Origin of the sequence: Streptomyces albireticuli (assembly GCF_021228125.1) — a bacterium.
Lineage (GTDB): Bacteria > Actinomycetota > Actinomycetes > Streptomycetales > Streptomycetaceae > Streptomyces > Streptomyces albireticuli.
On sequence record NZ_JAJQQS010000002.1, the window covers coordinates 235694 to 253272 of the forward strand.

The following is a 17579-nucleotide window of genomic DNA, read 5'->3' on the forward strand; positions in this document are numbered from 1 at the left end:
GCCGGGGCCCGGCCGGTGCTGTCCGGTGCCCGCCCCGGCGCCGCCCTAGTCCCGGTACTTGGGTGCCGGGGGCGCGGTGTAGCCCTTGAGGTCGGCCGCCAGCCACTTGGTGTACGCCCGCATCCACGGGCTGTCGCCGCCGCCGCTGCGGTAGTCGTCCAGCACCTTGTTGACCCGGCGTACCAGGTCCACGTCCTTGAGGTTCATCGCCACGCCGTACGGGTCGGTGGTGAACGGCTTTCCGACGAGCTGCACGGACGGGTCCTGGGCCGCCAGACCGGCCCCCAGGGCGTTGTCCGTGAGGACCGCGTCCACCTGGCCGAGCTGGAGCCGGACCAGGCAGTCCAGCTGATTGGGCACCGTGACCAGGCGCGCGCCGTGCGGCTGTTCCCTCATCTTCGACTCCGCTGTGGCCCCCTTGGCCGCACAGACCTTCTTCCCCTTCAGGGAGTCGTCGAACGCGGTGACGGAAGACCCCCTCGGTGCAAGTATCTGCTGGCCCGCGACGAAGTATGCGGTGGAGAAGGCGACTTGTCGGATCCGGTCGCAGGTGATGGACATGGTGCGCGCGATGAGATCGACCTTGCCCTTTTCCAGGGCGGGAATGCGCTGGCTGGTGGGGATCGCCAGGAAGATCACCTTGTCGGCGTCGCCCAGGATGTCCTTGGCGATCGCGCGTGCCAGGTCGATGTCGAAGCCGCTGAGCTCGCCGGTGGACGGATTGCGGTAGCCCCAGCGGAAGCTGTCCTGGTCGACGCCCGCGATCAGCCGCCCGCGGTTCTTGATCCGCTGGACCGCCGGGCCGTCCGCGCCGTCGCCCGGACGCAGGCTCGCCTCCGGGTCGGCGCAGGTCGCGGGTGCCGCGGCGGACACCTCGGCGGTGCCGGAGGCGTCGGCCGTGCCGGCGGCATCGGAAGCGTCGGCCACGGCCGCGGTCCGGGGGGCGGCCGCCATCTCCGCCGTACGCGCCGGGTGTTCCCGGCCGGCCGGCACCGGCGCGGTGGCCGTCGCCGCGAGTACGCATACGGCCGCCGTCGCGGCCAGGGCGAGCGACCGGCCGCGCGAAGGGCTTGGAACCCCGGGCGACTTCGGCCCCCGGGCGGCCTCCCGGCCCGGTGGCGCCTCCGGCCGGCCCGTCCGCCGTGCCCGTATCGCGTGCGCCACGCGGCCCGTCCGCCCCGGCCGGCCGTGCGCTTGCCCGTGCCCCTCGCCGTGCTCCGATCCGTGCGTCCGCCCGTGCCCCTGCTCGTTCCCCTGTTCGCGCCCCTGTCCGTTCACAGGCCCGCCTCCCCCCGTCACCGGTACTCCGACAGTCTGCGCCCGATCCCGAGCACCGCGCCCGCCGCCCCCAGCACCGCCAGCACCACGGCCCCGGCCGCCAGCCCGGCCAGGGCTCCGCGCCCGTCGTCGGCCGCCGCCCGGAAGTCGCCCTGCTCATGGGCCAGGGCCCGCCGGAGCCGTTCGTCCACCCGGTCGAAGGACTCGCCCGTGCTGCCCTTCTCGCCGATCACCTTCGGCAGCGCCCGGTCGTAGTCCCCGCCGTCGTCCGCCGCGCGGGCCTCGGCGTGCCGCACCTGCCACTCCCGGACGTCCTTGACGACGGCGTCGACCGCCGCCCGGCCCTCGGAGTCCTCGGCGAGCGCCCGGGCCCGCGCCAGCAGGGTGCCCGGCGCGGCGGCGCCGCGGCCCTCGCCGACGAGCTTGCGCATCCCGTCGCGGTAGCTCGCCTCGTACGCGTCGTCCTTGTTCTCCGTGAGCACCGCGCCGCGCGCCACCAGCGTGAGGTTCTCGTCGCCGCGCGCCTGGAGCGAGCCGATCCGGGCCTCGTTGAGTATCCGGAGCGACCGGGCGCCGTGCTCCGAGGAGCCCTCCAGGCCGGAGCGGGCCAGGGCGTGCCCGACGACCAGCCACAGCAGCACCACCACGGCGGTCGCGGTGGCGGCCAGCATCCCGTGGTTGAAGACGCGGTGGGTGCGGAGGTACGTGCGCCGCTGGGCCCAGCCGAGCGCGCCGAGCGCGGCCAGGCCGAGGACCAGCGAGGCCCAGGGCCAGGACTTGGCGTCGGCGTAGTCGGAGCCGAGCCGTCCGGTCTCCGTCTCGTAGAGCTCGCGGGCGGCGGGCAGCAGGCCGTCGCGCATCAGGTCGCCCGCGGTGCGCAGATAGGCGCCGCCCAGGGGGAGTCCCTGCCGGTTGTTGGCGCGGGCGGACTCCACGAGGCCGGTGTAGCGCGGGAGGAGTTCGTTCAGCCGGGAAATCTGCCGGCGGGCGGTGTCGGAGCCCTCGGCGCTGGCCGCGGCCTTCACCAGCAGGCCGGACGCCAGCGCGATGTCCTTCTCGTACCGCTGCCGGACCGCAGGGGACTCCCGGGAGCCCGCGAGGAAGCCGCTGGCGGCCGTGGTGTCGGCGTCGGCGAGGGAGCGGTAGACGTCGGCGGCGTCGGCGCTGAGCGGCTGGCTGCGGCCCACCACGGCGTCGGCGGCCGAGGCCCGGTCCGTGACCTGCCAGGCCGTCACCGCGCCGAACGCGACCAGCAGCAGGGCCAGCAGGGCGCCGATGGCGCGCAGCCGCCCCGGCTCGGTCGTGGCCACGGCCCGCAGGCGGTCGGCCGCCTCCCGCCAGGCGGCGGGCAGGGCGGGCGTGGGCGGCGGTGGCGCGGCGCCGCCGGCCGGCTGCGGGTATGACACGGGACCTCCCCCTCGGTCGCTGCGGGCGCCCGTCCCCCGGGTGGCCGGGAGAGCCCCGGACGAACCCCGGACGAACAGCAGCCCCGGCCAGCAGTATGGCCGCAGGGGCTGACAAACACACCGGTACCGACCCGATCTTGTTCGGATCGCGATCCGCCCCCGGGCCCGTGCCGGCCTCCGTACCCACCACGCGCGACGGGCCCGTCCGGTTCCCGCGCCGTGTGGGCGGGGATCGCCGGACGGGCCCGTGGGGCACCGTCACGCTCCGCGGGGCGGAGCCGACCGTCAGCGGTCGTAGGTGTAGAACTTCGTGTGGTCCAGCATGTCGGCCGGGGTCACATTGTTCCAGGGGCGCATGGTGTCGTTGAGGTCGACGACGTTCGCGGTGCCGGCGGCCGGCAGGTAGGGCGACGTCGGGTGCATGCGCTGCCAGTCGGCCCACAGCTTGTCGATGAAGCAGTGGTGCAGCCAGAAGGCGGGGTCGTTGGGGGAGACACCGGTGGCCATCTGGCCGCCGATCCACACGTGGACGCTGTTGTGGATGCGGCCCTGGCCGCGCCAGCCCTCCAGGTTGTTGCGGAAGCCCTCCGAGGCGCTGTTCCAGGGAGCCATGTCGTAGGTGGTCATGGCGAGCACGGCGTCGACCTGGGCGCGCGTGGGCAGCTGGGCGCCGGCGCCCAGTTCACGCTGGAGGAACGGGCGGTTGTCGACGCTGACGTTGATGTTCCACTTGCCCGTGGAGTACGCGAACGGGCCGGTGGTCACCTGGGAGTCGCGGCTGCGGCCGTTGCCGCCGAGGAAGTCGGCGCCCCAGATCGAGGACGTGGTCGAGCGGTCGACGGTCCAGTCCCAGTAGGGGAGGGTGACCGAGGCGTCTATCTTCTGGAGCTCCTGCTCGAACTGGATCAGGAAGCGGCGGTGCCAGGGGAGGAACGAGGGGGAGCGGTGACCGACGCGTTCGCCGTTGTCCGTGTCGCTCATGATGAACTCGTTGTGCGTCCGCACGAATCCGTCGTAGACGCCGGTGCGCTTGAGCTCCAGCAAGGCGTTGACGAAGTTGCGCTTCTCGGTGGCGCTGAGCGTCGCCTGGTTCTTACGCACTGCCATGGGGGTTCTGTCCTCTCGGGTCGGGTCGGTGGAACGGCAGAGCGGTGACTCAGGTGGCGATCGGGACCAGCGTGGCGCCGCGGAGCTTGTCGACGGCGGCGCGGGTCACGGCGAGCGGGGTCGCGAACGTCTCGTAGTGGTTCACGACGCTGATCCAGGTGCCGTCGGCGTTCTGCATCAGGTGCAGTTCCTTGCCGTCGATCGAGGCGGTGAAGCCGCCGTGGGCGGCGTGCTCGCCGGTCGCGGGCTTACCGACGATGCGGCGGCCCTGGTAGACCTCGTCGAACGCCGCGGGACCACTGTGGCCGCCGTGGCCGGAGTGGTCGGTCATGGCGGCCGTGGCGGTACGGGTCGCGGCCATGGCGGTCGGCGCGGCGAGCGCGGCGCCGGCGACGGCCACGGCGGTTCCTCTGAGCACAAGGCGTCGGGTGACGTTGGACGACATGGGTCGAACCCCCCTCGGAAAGGATGAACAGGGACGGGAAGATCACTGATGGTCAGGAATGCACCCGCAAATCCCTTTTGATGGCGGTTGCTTCCTGTATTTCGTGATCAATCCGTGCGGCCCGGATGCTTGCACGCCGCCGAGGAGGGCGCGAAACGGTTGACTGCTTTACGGACATTCGGTGCATGAAAGGTCAACAAATGCCAGGGAAGGAATTTCTGGCGAATGGCCGTATTGACGCAACGTCAGGAAAATCCGCGTTCCCGCGCGACCCCGGCAGGAGGATCTCCGGAATATCCTGGTCCGAGGTGACGCCTCTCACGATGTGAACATGACGTGAAGAGTGCGGTGATCCCGTGGATTTCGGCCATGGGTGACGGCCCCCTGCCGTAAGGGCCGAGGCGGCCCCGGAAGAGACGGGACCGCCACCCCCGGCGGCCTACGCGAAGTGCGCCCGCAACCGCGCGCATGCCTCCAGAGGGGCCTCCAGGGGTGCCTCCCGGAGCCCCTCCCGCGGCGCTTCTTCCCGCGCTTCTCCCCGCACTCCTCGCCGCGACCCCGCACGGTCCAGCGCCAGCAGCCCCGCGCCCAGCACCGGCGGGGCGGTCACCACCCGGGGTACGGCCTCCGGCGCCCGCTCGGCCAGCAGCTCCACCACCCGGTCGTGCAGCAGCGGATGACGGGCCGCCAGTACCCCGCCGCCCAGGACCACCGGCACCCGGGCGGCCGACAAGCCCAGCCGGCCCAGCGCCACGACGGCCATCGTGACGACCTCCTCCGCCTGCCGGGCGACGATCGCCCGCGCGACCGGGTCACCCCCGGCGGCCACCGCGAACAGCAGCGGCGCCAGCTCGTGCCGCCTGGCCGCCGCCACCCGGCCCAGGTGCAGCGCCTCGATGACCTCGGCCATCCCGGACAGCCCGAAGTGCGCGGGCACCGCGCGGGCCAGCTCGCTCGGCTCGCCCCGGCCGTCGTCCGCGCGCGCCGCCCACCACAGCGCCTCCTCCGCGAGGAACCCGCCGCCGCCCCAGTCGCCCGAGATCCGGCCGATCGCCGGGAAGCGCGCGGTCCGCCCGTCCGGCGCCAGCCCCGCGCAGTTGATGCCCGCGCCGCACACCACCGCCACGCCCGCCGCCGCCCCGCCGTCGGGCAGCCCCGCCCGCAGCAGGGCGAAGGTGTCGTTGACGACCGTGACCGCGCGACCCCAGCCCCGGGCCCCGATCTCCGCGGCCAGCGCCCGTTCCTCCACCGGCAGATCGGCGTTGGCCAGACACGCCTGGACGTGCTCCACCACCGGCGGCGCCGCGAACCCGGCCCGCGCCGCCGCCTCCGCGACGAGCGGCGCGAGGCCCGCGACCGCCCGGGCGGCGCCCGTCACCGCCGGCTGGAAGCCCCCGCCCCGCGCCTGCCCCAGCACGGCGCCGTCGGGGCCCACCAGCGCCACGTCGGTCTTGCTGTTGCCCGCGTCGACGGCGAGCAGCAGGCCGCTCACGCCCACGCGAGGTGCTCCCGGTTGTGCGCCACCAGCTCGTCGGTCAGCCGGTCCGCCCGCTCGGTCTGGCCGATCAGCGGATGCGCGAGCAGCGCCGCGAACACCCGCTCGCGGCCCCCCTCGAGCGCCGCCTCCAGGGCCAGCCGCTCGTAGGCCGTGACGTTCGCGACCAGCCCGGCGAACAGCGGCTCCAGCGGGCGCACCGGCAGCGGCCGGGCGCCGCGCGCGTCCACCGCCGCCGGCACCTCGATCACCGCGTCGTCGGGGAGGAACGGCAGCGCCCCGTTGTTGAACGTGTTGACCACCTGGACGTCCGGCCCCGCGCCGCCGTGGGTGCCCGCGGGCCGCAGCAGCGAGGCCGTCAGCGCCACCGCCGCCTCCGAGTAGAAGGCGCCGCCCCGCTTCCCCAGCAGCTCCGGCTTCTCGTCCAGCGCCGGGTCGCCGTACATCTCCAGCAGCCGCCGCTCCATCTCCGCCACCTCGGCGGCCCGCGAGGGCTTGCCCCGCAGCTCCCGCACGACCTCGTCGTGCTGGTAGAAGTAGCGCAGGTAGTACGAGGGCACCACGCCGAGCCGGTCCAGCAGCGCGCGCGGCATCCGCAGGTCCTCGGCCACGGCCGCACCGTGCTCGGCGAGCAGCTCCGGCAGCACGTCCCGGCCGCCGACCGTCACCGACCGCTCCCAGGTCAGATGGTTGAGCCCCACGTGCTCCAGGGCGACCGCCTCCGGGTCCACCCCCAGCAGCCGGGCGAACTTCCGCTGGAAGCCGATGGCGACATTGCACAGCCCGACGGCCCGGTGCCCGGCGGTGAGCAGTGCCCGGGTCACGATCCCCACCGGGTTGGTGAAGTCCACGATCCACGCGCCCGGGTTGGTCCGCCGCACCCGCTCCGCGATGTCCAGCACCACCGGAACCGTGCGCAGCGCCTTGGCGAGCCCACCCGCCCCGGTGGTCTCCTGGCCGACGCAGCCGCAGGTCAGCGGCCAGGTCTCGTCCTGCTGCCGGGCCGCCTGGCCGCCCACGCGGAGCTGGAGCAGGACGGCGTCGGCGCCGTCCACGGCCGCGTCCAGGTCCGCGGTCCAGGTGATCCGGCCCGGGTGGCCCTGCCGGGCGAAGATCCGCCGGGCGAGGCCGCCGACCAGCTCCAGCCGGTCGGCCGCCGGGTCGACGAGGACCAGCTCCGTCACCGGCAGCGTCCCGCGCAGCCGGGCGAATCCGTCGATGAGTTCGGGGGTGTAGGTCGAGCCTCCGCCGACCACGGTGAGTTTCATGCGGACCTCGGTTCCATAGGGGCCTTCATGGGGGTTCAGCCCTTCACGCCGGTGAGGGTGACGCCTTCGACGAAGGCCTTCTGCGCGAAGAAGAAGACGAGCACGACCGGGGCCATGACCAGCAGCGTCGCCGCCATCGTCAGGTTCCAGTCGACGCCGTGCGCGCTCTTGAAGGACTCCAGCCCGTAACTGAGCGTCCAGGCGCCCGGGTTCTGCGCCGCGTAGATCTGCGGCCCGAAGTAGTCGTTCCAGCAGAAGAAGAACTGGAACAGCGCGACCGCGGCGATCCCCGGCTTCGCCATCGGCACCACGATCCGCACCAGGGTGCGCAGCTCCCCGCACCCGTCGACCTTCGCCGACTCCAGGTACTCCCGGGGGATCGTGAGCAGGAACTGCCGCAGCAGGAATACGGCGTAGGCGTCGCCGAAGGCCAGCGGCACGATCAGCGGCCACAGCGACCCCGAGAGGTGCAGCTGCTGCGCCCACACCAGGTACATCGGAATGACGATCACCTGGGGCGGCAGCATCATCGTGGCGACGACGAGCAGCAGCGCGGGCCGCCGGCCGCGGAAGCGGAACTTGGCCAGCGCGTAGGCCACCGGGACCGAGGAGCACACCGTGAGGAGCGTGCCGAGGCCCGCGTAGAGCAGGGAGTTGCGCCACCAGGTGAGGAAGCCCGGGGTGCGGAACACCTCCGCGTAGTTCGACCAGCGCCATTCGTGCGGCCACAGCTCGCCGCTCATCGCCTGCGCGTCGCTCATCACGGAGGTCAGCAGGACGAAGACGAAGGGGAGGACGAAGAACAGGGCGGCGGCCACGGCGGTGGTGTGGACCGCTATCCAGTGCAGGGCGGTGCGGGTACGGGGCGCCGGCGGGGCCGCGCTGGTCGTGGGGGTCATGGCTCAGTCCTCCGCGCCCAGCAGGCCGGCGCGCCGGCGCATCAGCAGGGAGGTGACGGCCATGGCGACCGCGAAGAGGACGAGCGAGAGCGCGCAGGCGGCACCGGTGTCGAAGTTCTGGAAGCCGAGCGAGTAGACGAGCTGCGGCACGGTGAGCGTCGAGCCGTCGGGGTAGCCGGGCTGGATCACCGTGCCGGGGCCGACGCTGACGCCCGACGCGAGCTTCCCGGCGACGAGCGCCTGCGTGTAGTACTGCATGGTCTGCACCACGCCCGTGACCACCGCGAACATCACGACGGGGGTGATCGACGGCCAGGTGACGTACCGGAACCTCGCGAAGGCGCCCGCGCCGTCCAGCTCGGCGGCCTCGTACTGCTCCCTGGGCACGTCCAGCAGGGCGGCCATGAAGATGACCATCAGGTCGCCGATGCCCCACAGGGAGAGCAGCACCAGGGAGGGCTTGGCCCAGGCCGGGTCGTTGAACCAGTTCGGCGCGGGGACGCCCAGGGCGCCGAGGATCTCGTTGACCGGGCCCGTGCCGGGGTTGAGGAGGAAGACGAAGGCGACGGTCGCGGCCACGGGCGGTGCCAGGTAGGGCAGGTAGAAGGCGGTGCGGAAGAACCCCGCGCCCGCCTTGACCTTCGTGACGAGCAGGCCCACGCCCAGGCCGAAGACCACCCGCAGGGCGACCATCACCACGACGAGCCAGAGGGTGTTCCACAGCGCGGGGCCGAAGAGCGGCATCCGGCCCAGCACATAGGTCCAGTTCCGCAGGCCGACGAAGGTCGGCGCCTGGATCTGGTTGTAGTGCATGAAGGAGAAATAGACCGTGGCGAGCAGCGGATAACCGAAGAAGACGGTGAAGCCGATCAGCCACGGCGAGAGGAAGCCGAGGGTGCGCAGCCGCTCGCGGGTGTGTCTGCGGCGCAGCGCGGGGGCCGGCCGGTGGGCCAGGGGTGTCGCCATGGCGGACTCCGTCAGTTCCGGGACTGGAGGTTGTCTTCGTCTATCTGCCGGTCGAGGCGGCGCAGGCCCTTCTCCAGGTCGGGGACCCGGCCCGCCTCGGTCCGGTAGGCGAAGTCCCGGAGCGAGACGATGTACCTCCCGCCGTTGACGGACGGGGGCATGCTGACGCTGCGCGGGTGCCGCGCGATGTCGAGGAAGGTGCGGAAGGCGGGGTCGCGCGCCAGCTTCGGCGAGGCCAGCGCGGCCTTGGTCGAGGGGACGTTGTGGATCGCGTTGGCGAAGGCGACCACCTGATCGGTGTCGGCGGTCAGGAACCGCACCAGCTCCCAGGCGGCGTTCTGGTGCCTGCTGCTGTGCGCGATGCCCGCGACGGTGCCGGTGAGGTAGCCGCGCCCGTACGCGTCGGCCTGGTCGTCGGGGACGGGCATGGGGGCCGTGCCCCACCGGAAGCCGGGCTTCGCGGCGTCGAGCATCAGGCCGCGCCATTCACCGTCCATGTGCATGGCGAGCTTTCCGGTGAGGAAGGCGTTCTGCGAGGACATCTCGTCGCCGAAGGTGGTGCGGAACTTCTCCAGCGCGCCGTAACCGCCGAGTGCGGTGACCATGTCGCGCTGTGTGGTGAGGAAGTCCTTCGCCGCGCCGCCCCGGGCGAGCCGGGACCTGCCGTCCTCGTCGAAGTAGGCAGGCCCCCACTGGGCGAAGAGCCGGTCCGGGCTGTTCTGGTAGAGCCGGAAGTCGGGCATGAAGCCGAGCCGCCGGTACGAGCCGTCGGCGGTCCGCTCGGTGAGCCGCACGGCGGTGCGCCGGAGTTCGGACATCGTGCGGGGCGGGCGGGTGATGCCGGCCCGCTCGAAGGCGTCCTTGTTGTAGTACATCCCGAAGGAGTCCGCGAGCAGCGGCAGCGCGCACTGCTTTCCCCGGTAGCGGGTGTAGTCCAGCAGGACCTCGGGGAAGATCCGCTCCTTCGCCATGCCGGACTTCTTCAGGAAGGGGTCGAGGTCGGCCCACATGCCCGAGGAGCAGTACTGCCCGACGTTGTCGGTGGTGAAGGACGAGACCACGTCGGGGGCGTTGCCGCCGCCCGCCCGCAGGGCCTGGTTGACGGTGGCGTCGGTGACGTTCCCGGTGGTCTTCACCCGGATGTTCGGGTGCAGCTCCCGGAACCGGGCGATCGAGTCGTCGATCGCCTTGACCTCGTTCTTCTCCGACCAGCCGTGCCAGAACCTGAGGGTGACGGGGGCGGTGGGGTCGTCCTCGGCGCTGCCGGTGGAGGGGTTGGCGCAGCCGCTCAGGAGTAACGCGGCGGTGGCGAGGAGGGGGACGAGCGCGCGGCGGCCGGGGCGGGGTCTGGTGCGCGGGTGGGGCATGGGGGCTCCTTCGCGGCGGACGAGGACCGGGGTCCGGTGCGGAGCGCCGGTGCCGCGGTGGTGTCGAAGACCGTGTCCCGGGCGGCGGCCAGGGCCGTGTGGAGGGCGCCGGTCAGGATCGGCGAGCCCTCGACCGTGCTCAGCCGGAGCCGCGGCCGGGGCAGGGCGAGGCCGGTCAGTCCGTCCTCGACCAGTTCCCGCAGCCGTTCGCCGCCGGCCTGGCACACGTCCCCGGAGAGCACGACCAGTTCGGGGTCGACGACGGCGACGATCGCCGCGAGCCCCAGGGCGAGCCGCCGGCCCAGCTCGGCGAGGACCGCGTCACCGGCGCCCGGGGTGGCGGCCGCGAGGCGCAGCGCGTCGCCGGCCGTGGCCGCGCCGAGGCCGTGGGCGCGGGCGAGCTCGATGACGGCGGGGGCGCCGACGAGCCGCTGGAAGCCGCCGACGTCCCGCGGGCCGCCGCCGCGGGTGAGCGGGGCGCCGGGCAGCGGCATATAGCCGACCTCGCCGGCGCCGCCGGTGGCGCCGCGCAGCAGGGTGCCGCCGATGACGACGGCGGCGCCCACTCCCTCGTCGGCCCAGAGGAGGACGAAGTCGCTGGTGTCCCGCGCGGTGCCGGCGTGCCGCTCGGCGAGCGCGGCGAGGTTGACGTCGTTCTCGAGGGCGACGGGGGTGCCGAGTGCCGCGGCGAGTTCGTCGAGGAGCGCGGGGGAGTGCCAGCCCGGCAGGTGCGGGGCGTAGCGCAGGGCCCCGGTGTGCGGGTCGAGGGCGCCGGGGGTGCCGATGACGGTGCGGTGGAGGGCTCCGGGGCGGAGCCCCGCGGCGGCGAGGGCGCCGTCCACGGCGCGGGCGACCAGGTGGGCGGTGCGGTCCCGGACGTCCTCGGCGGTGGCCACGGCCGCGACGCGGTGCTCGCCCAGGACGCGGCCCGTGATGTCGGCGACGGCCGCGGTGATCCCCTCGGGGTCCACGGTGAGGGCGGCGACATGGGCGGCGCCCGGGTCCACCTCGTACAGCTGGGCGCTGGGGCCCGGCCGGCCGGTGACGTTCCCGGTCGTACGGACCAGGCCGGCGCTCTCCAGGCGGCCGAGGAGCTGGGAGGCGGTGGGCTTGGACAGCCCGGTCAGCTCGCCGAGGCGGGTGCGGGTCAGGGGGCCGTGGGCGAGCAGCAGATCGAGCGCGGCGCGGTCGTTCATGGCCCGTAGCACGCGCGGGGTACCCGGGGTCCCGGCCATGGCACCGCCTGCCTGTCGCTGTCTGTTAGGAAACTTTCCTATCGATGGACAGGACCGTAAGGGCACGTCAACGCGGCGTCAATGCTCCGCGCGCGGGAAAATCATGCGACGCCCGGCTTGTCCCACTGTTAGCTTCATGACCCATGGAACCGCTGAGCGACAAAGAGATCCGTGCCTCCTTCGTGAACTGCTCGAAGGGCGAGGCGAGCAGGATCTCCCTGCCCCGGGGGCTGGCCGAGCTCCCCTGGGCGGACCTGGACTTCCTGGGCTGGCGGGACCCGGGCGCCCCCGACCGCGGCTATGTCGTCGCCGAGCGGGCCGGAAGGCTCGTCGGTGTCACGCTGCGCGTCCCGCAGAGCGGGCCCCGGAGCATGATGAAGTCGTCGATCTGCTCGATCTGCCTGACCGGGCACGTGGCGTCCGGCGTGTCCCTGCTGGCCGCCCGCAAGGTCGGCGCGGCGGGCCGCGACGGCAACACCGTCGGCGCCTATATGTGCGCGGACCTCGCCTGCCCGCTCTACGTACGGGGCAAGCGGAAGCCGCTGCTCACGGCCCGGTACCAGGAGTCGCTCACCGAGGAGGAGCGGCTCACGCGGATGGCCGTGAACCTCGACGACTTCCTGGACAAGGTGTTCCGGACGGCGGACGTACCGGCGGCCTGAGGCTTCCCGCACGCCCGGCCGGGCGGGGGAGAGCCCTCAGGCCCGCCGGGTCCTCACTTGCCGAGCGCCGGCCCCGGCACCGTCTGCACGGGCGGTATCGGGGTCGTCGCCTGCGACTGCGGGGACGTGGGGTTCGCCAGCGCGGACGGGGCCGCGACGGCCGCCGCCGGGTCGGCCGGTGTCTCCGTCTCCAGGTCCGCGTCGGCCGGCCGGCCCACGACGCGGATGCCCTCCGCGTCCAGCGCCCGCTTGATCCGCCAGCGCAGCTCGCGCTCCACACCGAGCGCCACGCCCGGCATGGTCTTCGCCGACACCCGGATGACCACCGAGTCGAGGTAGACCGCGTCCAGGCCGAGCACCTCGACCGGCTCCCACAGCCGCTCGTGCCACGGCTCTTCCTTGTGCATCTCCTCGCCGACGCGCTCGATGACCGCGCGCACCCGGTCCAGGTCCTCGTCCGAACGGACCTGGATGTCGACGCCGGCCGTGGCCCAGCCCTGGCTGAGGTTGCCGATCCGCTTGACCTCGCCGTTGCGCACGTACCAGATGGCGCCGTTGGCGCCGCGCAGCTTGGTCACCCGCAGCCCGACCTCGACGACCGTGCCGGTGGCGACCCCGGCGTCGACCTCGTCACCGACGCCGTACTGGTCCTCCAGGATCATGAACACGCCGGACAGGAAGTCCGTCACCAGATTGCGGGCGCCGAAACCGATGGCCACGCCCGCCACACCCGCGCTCGCGAGCAGCGGCGCCAGATTGATCTGGAGCACGGACAGCACGGTGAGCGCCGCCGTACCCATGATCAGGAACGAGGCGACGCTGCGCAGCACCGAGCCGATGGCCTCCGAGCGCTGCCGGCGTCGTTCGGCGTTGACGAGCAGTCCACCCAGCGCCGTGCCGTCGACGGCCTGCGCGGTGCGGTTCATCCGCGCTATCAGCTTGGTGATGGCCCGGCGGATCAGCGAGCGCATCACGACCGCGATCACCACGATCAGGATCATGCGGAGACCGTTGCTGAGCCAGACGGACCAGTTCTCCTCCACCCAGCCCGCGGCGTCGTTCGCCGTCCGTTGTGCCTCGTCGAGCGAGGTGGGGCGGGGCGTCGAGTCGGCGGCCAGGGCAGCGGACCAGAACACAGCAGGAACCCTCCGTGAAGACACGCCCGCGGCGAGGGGCGGCGCGGGCAGACTCACCACACTAACGGGGCAGCGAAGATCCTCCGTTGTTCTGTTCGAGATGGGACAGGTCTTGGGCGGGGGATGAACACGGTGTGTTCCAAAACACCCGTGGCCCGTTACCTGGTGATGGTGGCGCTCCGACCAGGGGCCGGGGGACACTTGCAGGAGATCGTCCCGGCGCGAGCCACGCGCCGCCGGCGTACAAGGAGGCACCCGTGCCGCATGTCCTGGTCCTCAATGCGTCGTACGAGCCGCTCGGCGTCGTACCGCTCCACCGCGCGCTCATACTCGTCCTCAACGAAAAGGCGATCAGCCTTGAGGATTCCGGCGCCTATATGCACAGCGCGACCTGCACCGTCCCCGCACCCAGCGTCGTCCGGCTGAAGCGCTTCGTGCGGGTGCCCTTTCGGGGGCCCGTTCCGCTCACCCGCCGCGCCCTGTTCGCCCGTGACGGCGGGCGCTGCGCGTACTGCGGTGGCGTCGCAACCAGCGTCGATCACGTCGTTCCGCGCAGTCGCGGCGGACAGCACGCCTGGGAGAACGTGGTGGCGGCATGCCGCCGCTGCAATCACGTCAAGGCCGACCGGCACGTCGCCGAGCTGGGCTGGCGGCTGCGCCATCAGCCGGCGCCGCCGTCCGGCCTGGCGTGGCGCATCATCGGCACGGGGCATAGGGATCCGCGCTGGCTGCCTTATCTCGAGGCATTCGGCGCGGAGGACGCGATGGCCCGGATCGACGGCATTTCCGCCTGAGTCGACCGGGCCGTCGTCGTATCGGGGCGCGGGCGCGCGCGGATACGGTGACGGCCCGGTCCCGTCCCGCCCGGCCCCGGTCCGGCCCGGCGAGTCCGGTCAGGGCCCGGTCAGGGCCCGGTCCGAGTCCCGCCCCGGGCCCGCCCGGCCCCGTCAGGGCTTCGGCGCGCCCTCGTCCCGCACCGCGTACGCCTCCACCGCCCACAGCGAGTAACCGAACTCCGTCGCCCGCCGCTCGCCCTGCACACGGACGAACCGGGCGTCCGGGGCGTCCATCCGGACCGTCTCCGTACCGCCCTTGCCCGCGGCCACCACCGCCGCGTCCCGCCAGGTGCGCCCGTCCGGCGAGACCTGCACCCGGTAGCGGGAGGGGTGCGCGTCCTGCCAGTGCAGCACCAGCCGCCCCAGCCGCGCCGGGCGTGCCAGCTCCAGCTGCCACCAGGCGTCGTCCGCCGGCCGTGAGGACCAGCGCGTCCGGGGGTCGCCGTCGACGGCCGCCGAGGCCGGGAAGCGCGCCCCCTCGTCTCCGGAGGAGCTCGCCCGTCCCCCGCGCGCGAGGTCCGGCCCGTCCGTCGCCGGGTACGCCCTTACGGTCAGCGTCCGCTCCTGGTCGCCCAGCCGCACCGGCACCGTGAACGTCCGGGCCGTGCCGCCGGCCGGCACCGACAGCTCGATCCGGGCCGTGGCCACCCCGCCGCGCGCCACCGTCAGCTCCGCCGGGGCCTTCACCGTCACCCCCGCCGGCGCCCTTACGGTCAGCTTCTCGCGCACCGGCTCCGGCCGCCGGTTGATCATCCGGGCGGTCACGGCCGCCGGCCGGCCGCCGATCTCCGCGTCCGCGTCCTGGTGGGTGAGTTCGAAGTCGGCCGAGGGCGTGTCCGCGAACCACGGGGTGATCTCGTGCACATCGGGCGGCGTACCGCCACCGGTCCACACCAGCCGCAGCGCGTCCGCCCGCAGCCCCTTGCCCGGCGACTGCGTCCAGCCGCCGTCCGACACCGTGCCCAGCGGCTGCCAGCCCCGGGCCGGGTCGTGCGCCTCGACCCTGCCGCGCACCCCGGCGGCGGGCGCGGTCAGCACCGTGACGGCGGTCAGCGGGCGGGCCCGCGTCAGCCTTACGGTCAGCGGCCCGCCCGGCGCGGGCGCCACCGACGTGGCCGGGTCGCCGTCGGTGGACAGCCCCGCGCCGCGCACCGGCCGGTCCACGCCCGTCCAGCCGTTCGCGCGGGCCAGCGCCTGGTCCAGGAAGGGCGTGAGGACGCCCTTGCCGACCGTCGCCCGGCCGTTCACGATCCGCTCGCGCAGCCGCTGCACATCGAGCTGGGCCCGCCAGGCCGCCCCGCCGTCGCCGCCCGCCTGGGCGGTCAGCATGTCCACGGCCCGGCCGCCCGCCTCGCCGTGCAGCGCCAGCTGCTCCAGCCACGGCCCGACCTCGTCCTCGAAGCCGTCCAGCGTGCGCGCCAGCCGCCCGGGCGCCTCCCGCATGGTGCGGAACGCGGCGCGCAGCCGGTCGGCCGCCTCGGTGACCCGGCCCCGGTCCGTGCCCGAGAGCGCCTCCAGGAAGCCGTCCAGCAGCGGCCGCAGATACGCCGACTCGTCGCTTCCCAGCACCGACGACGCGTCGTTGCCCGCCAGCGCCCGGAGCGCCTCGCGGGCCGGGGCGTCCGGGCCCGCCAGGTCGTCGACGGCCGCCCGCCAGGACTCCTGGGGGCGGTAACCGCGGGGGTTCCAGGCGTAGTCGGCGGCGGTGAACAGGGGGATCCGGGCCGCGGTCGGCTGTGCGGAGGCGTTGGCCAGCAGGGCCGCGGAGCCGGTCGCCACGGCCGGCTCCCGGCCGGTGTAGGGCCCGAGGAAGATACGGTCCTGCGCGAAGTCGTTGACCGGGTAGTTGTCCATCGTCACCAGCGGGTGCCCGAAGGCAGCGCGGGCGTCCGCCAGTTCACCGCCGGTGATGGTCTTCGGCACCACCCCGACGCCGGTCCAGGCCACCTCCACCCGGGGGTCCAGCGCGTCGGCCAGCGCCCTGCGGAAGGCCGTCCCGCCGTCCTGGTAGTACTCCGTCGGCAGCAGCGACAGCGGGGCGGTCCCGGGCCCCTTGGCCGCCAGGTGCGCGGCCAGCGCTCCCGCGACCTTCGCCTGGGCCTTCGCCGCCGCCTTGGGGCCGCGCCCGAACTCCTCGGCGTCCGCGTCGCAGTGCCACTCGCTGTAGCTCACGTCCTGGAACTGGAGCTGGAAGGCGCGGACGCCCAGCGCCCACATCCCGTCGACCTTCCGCTTGAGGTCCCGCAGGTCCTCGGCGGACGAGAAGCACATCGACTGCCCCGGCGAGACCGCCCAGCCGAGGGTCACGTGGTTGCGGCGGGCGCGCTCGGCCAGGGCGCGGAAGTCGGCGCGCGCCTCGGCGGGGTAGGGGGCGCGCCAGCGGGCCTGGCGGTACGGGTCCTCGCCCGGCGCGTACAGATAGCGGTTCTGCTTGGTGCGGCCCATGAAGTCCAGCTGTGCCAGCCGCTGTTCCCGCGACCAGGGCGTGCCGTAGAAGCCCTCGGTCAGTCCGCGCACGGCGGCGCCCGGCCAGTCCCGCACCACGGCGCCGGCGAACGCGCGGCCGCCGCCCGGCTCCCCGGTGTCCACGGCGAGCTGGCGCAGCGTCTGGGCGGCGTGGAACAGCCCGTCCTCGCCGGTGCCGGCCAGGGCCGCCGCGGGACGTCCGTCGACCTGCCCGGTCGCCAGGCGGTAGCCGCCCCGGGGCAGGTCTCCGGCCTCGGGCGCGCCGAGGGCCCGCAGGGCCTTCTCGGCGGCCTGCCCGCCCGCGTAGACGATGAGGCCGTTCGGCGGCGGGGTGCCGCCCGGCGCGGCGTCGACGACGGTGCGGGCGCCGAGGCCGCGCAGGATGTCGCGGAGCGCCTCGACGGCGTACGGGTCGGTGCCGGGGTCGGCCATCACCGTGACCTCGTCGCCGATCCGGGCGTAGGGGCCCCGGGCCCGCGCGCTCTGCGGACGCGGCCAGACCGGGGGCAGGGCGGTCTCGCCCTCGCGGTCGGGGGCGGCCGTGGCGGTGCCGTCCGGGCGGGGCGTGGCGAGGGCGTCGGGGGAGCCGCCGAGCAGCCCGCCGAGGAGCGCGGCGGCCAGCATGGTGACGCCGGCCCGGCGGGGGTGGGGGAAGGAAGCCCCTGAACCTGAGCCGGAACCGGAACCCGAACCGGAACCCGGGCCCGCACCGGCCGTGTGCGGGGAGGGAGAGGAAGGAGAGGTGTCGTCGCCCCGGAAGTGCACGGCCGTCTCCTCGCCCTCGGATGTCGCGCTGCCCCGGCACCGGCGTTCCGCCTGGCGCGGGACGGGCCCGAAGCCGGGCCCCTCGCCGGAGCCCTCCGTAGGGCTCCTCGCCGAGCTCTGTCCCACTCTGTCGAGCTCATTCGGGGGTCGAGCCCATCACCAGCGGATGAAGGTGTCAACGGACGTGACCGAAGTGCCTGTATTGCCCGGCGCGTCGGCGTGTGGACGTAGTTTCGAAGGGTGCAGAA

14 protein-coding genes are annotated in these 17579 nt (G+C 73.8%); 2 read left to right on the forward strand and 12 right to left on the reverse strand.

The annotated features are described in order from the left end of the window. Positions 1-45 precede the first annotated feature (45 nt). The 10 genes from LUZ64_RS01235 to LUZ64_RS01280 all read right to left on the reverse strand — a co-directional run bounded on the left by LUZ64_RS01235 (position 46) and on the right by LUZ64_RS01280 (position 11427). On the reverse strand, positions 46-954 hold the full coding sequence (locus LUZ64_RS01235) for a glutamate ABC transporter substrate-binding protein (protein ID WP_095581866.1): 909 nt from the start codon (positions 952-954) through the stop codon (positions 46-48). Positions 955-1295: 341 nt separating this feature from the next. Beyond that, positions 1296-2684 carry a GlnX family signal transduction membrane protein gene (locus tag LUZ64_RS01240; RefSeq protein WP_372472013.1) on the reverse strand — a complete coding sequence of 463 codons (1389 nt, stop codon included), beginning with the start codon at positions 2682-2684 and terminating at the stop codon, positions 1296-1298. A 285-nt stretch (positions 2685-2969) separates the two neighbouring features. Then, entirely contained in the window at positions 2970-3791 is an 822-nt protein-coding gene (gene melC2, locus LUZ64_RS01245; protein WP_095581865.1) for a tyrosinase MelC2, read from the reverse strand. A 49-nt stretch (positions 3792-3840) separates the two neighbouring features. Next, entirely contained in the window at positions 3841-4236 is a 396-nt protein-coding gene (gene melC1 / locus LUZ64_RS01250; protein ID WP_095581864.1) for an apotyrosinase chaperone MelC1, read from the reverse strand. Between the two features lie 439 nt (positions 4237-4675). Next, positions 4676-5734 carry an N-acetylglucosamine kinase gene (locus LUZ64_RS01255; protein ID WP_095581863.1) on the reverse strand — a complete coding sequence of 353 codons (1059 nt, stop codon included), beginning with the start codon at positions 5732-5734 and terminating at the stop codon, positions 4676-4678. Beyond that, the gene (locus tag LUZ64_RS01260) at positions 5725-6999 is read right to left on the reverse strand and encodes a 6-phospho-beta-glucosidase (protein ID WP_095581862.1); all 1275 of its coding nucleotides are present in this window, start codon (positions 6997-6999) and stop codon (positions 5725-5727) included. Before LUZ64_RS01260 ends, LUZ64_RS01255 begins: the two co-directional genes overlap by 10 nt. 35 nt (positions 7000-7034) lie before the next feature. Next, positions 7035-7898, reverse strand: a complete 864-nt coding sequence (locus LUZ64_RS01265) for a carbohydrate ABC transporter permease (RefSeq protein ID WP_095581861.1) — start codon at positions 7896-7898, stop codon at positions 7035-7037. 3 nt (positions 7899-7901) lie between these two features. Further along, entirely contained in the window at positions 7902-8864 is a 963-nt protein-coding gene (locus LUZ64_RS01270) for a carbohydrate ABC transporter permease (protein ID WP_095581860.1), read from the reverse strand. Between the two features lie 11 nt (positions 8865-8875). After that, positions 8876-10231 (reverse strand): ABC transporter substrate-binding protein, encoded by a 1356-nt coding sequence (locus LUZ64_RS01275; protein ID WP_232390579.1) that lies wholly within the window; start codon positions 10229-10231, stop codon positions 8876-8878. Next, positions 10153-11427 carry an ROK family transcriptional regulator gene (locus tag LUZ64_RS01280; protein WP_232390578.1) on the reverse strand — a complete coding sequence of 425 codons (1275 nt, stop codon included), beginning with the start codon at positions 11425-11427 and terminating at the stop codon, positions 10153-10155. The genes LUZ64_RS01275 and LUZ64_RS01280 overlap by 79 nt, the downstream gene beginning before the upstream one ends. A gap of 182 nt (positions 11428-11609) precedes the next feature. Here LUZ64_RS01280 and LUZ64_RS01285 point away from each other — a divergent pair, with 182 nt between their 5' ends. Beyond that, positions 11610-12128, forward strand: a complete 519-nt coding sequence (locus LUZ64_RS01285) for an FBP domain-containing protein (protein WP_095584046.1) — start codon at positions 11610-11612, stop codon at positions 12126-12128. Between the two features lie 53 nt (positions 12129-12181). Here the strand turns inward: LUZ64_RS01285 and LUZ64_RS01290 are convergent, their stop codons facing one another. Next, positions 12182-13264: a mechanosensitive ion channel family protein gene (locus tag LUZ64_RS01290; RefSeq protein WP_095584045.1), complete on the reverse strand. Its 1083-nt coding sequence runs from the start codon at positions 13262-13264 to the stop codon at positions 12182-12184. Positions 13265-13521: 257 nt separating this feature from the next. On the opposite strand from LUZ64_RS01290, the gene LUZ64_RS01295 reads away from it, so the two are divergent. Next, positions 13522-14058: an HNH endonuclease gene (locus LUZ64_RS01295; RefSeq protein ID WP_095584044.1), complete on the forward strand. Its 537-nt coding sequence runs from the start codon at positions 13522-13524 to the stop codon at positions 14056-14058. 153 nt (positions 14059-14211) lie between these two features. Here LUZ64_RS01295 and LUZ64_RS01300 read toward each other — a convergent pair whose 3' ends face one another. Beyond that, complete coding sequence (locus LUZ64_RS01300; RefSeq protein ID WP_095584043.1) at positions 14212-17190, reverse strand: glycoside hydrolase family 84 protein; 2979 nt, start codon at positions 17188-17190, stop codon at positions 14212-14214. Between the last annotated feature and the right edge of the window lie 389 nt (positions 17191-17579).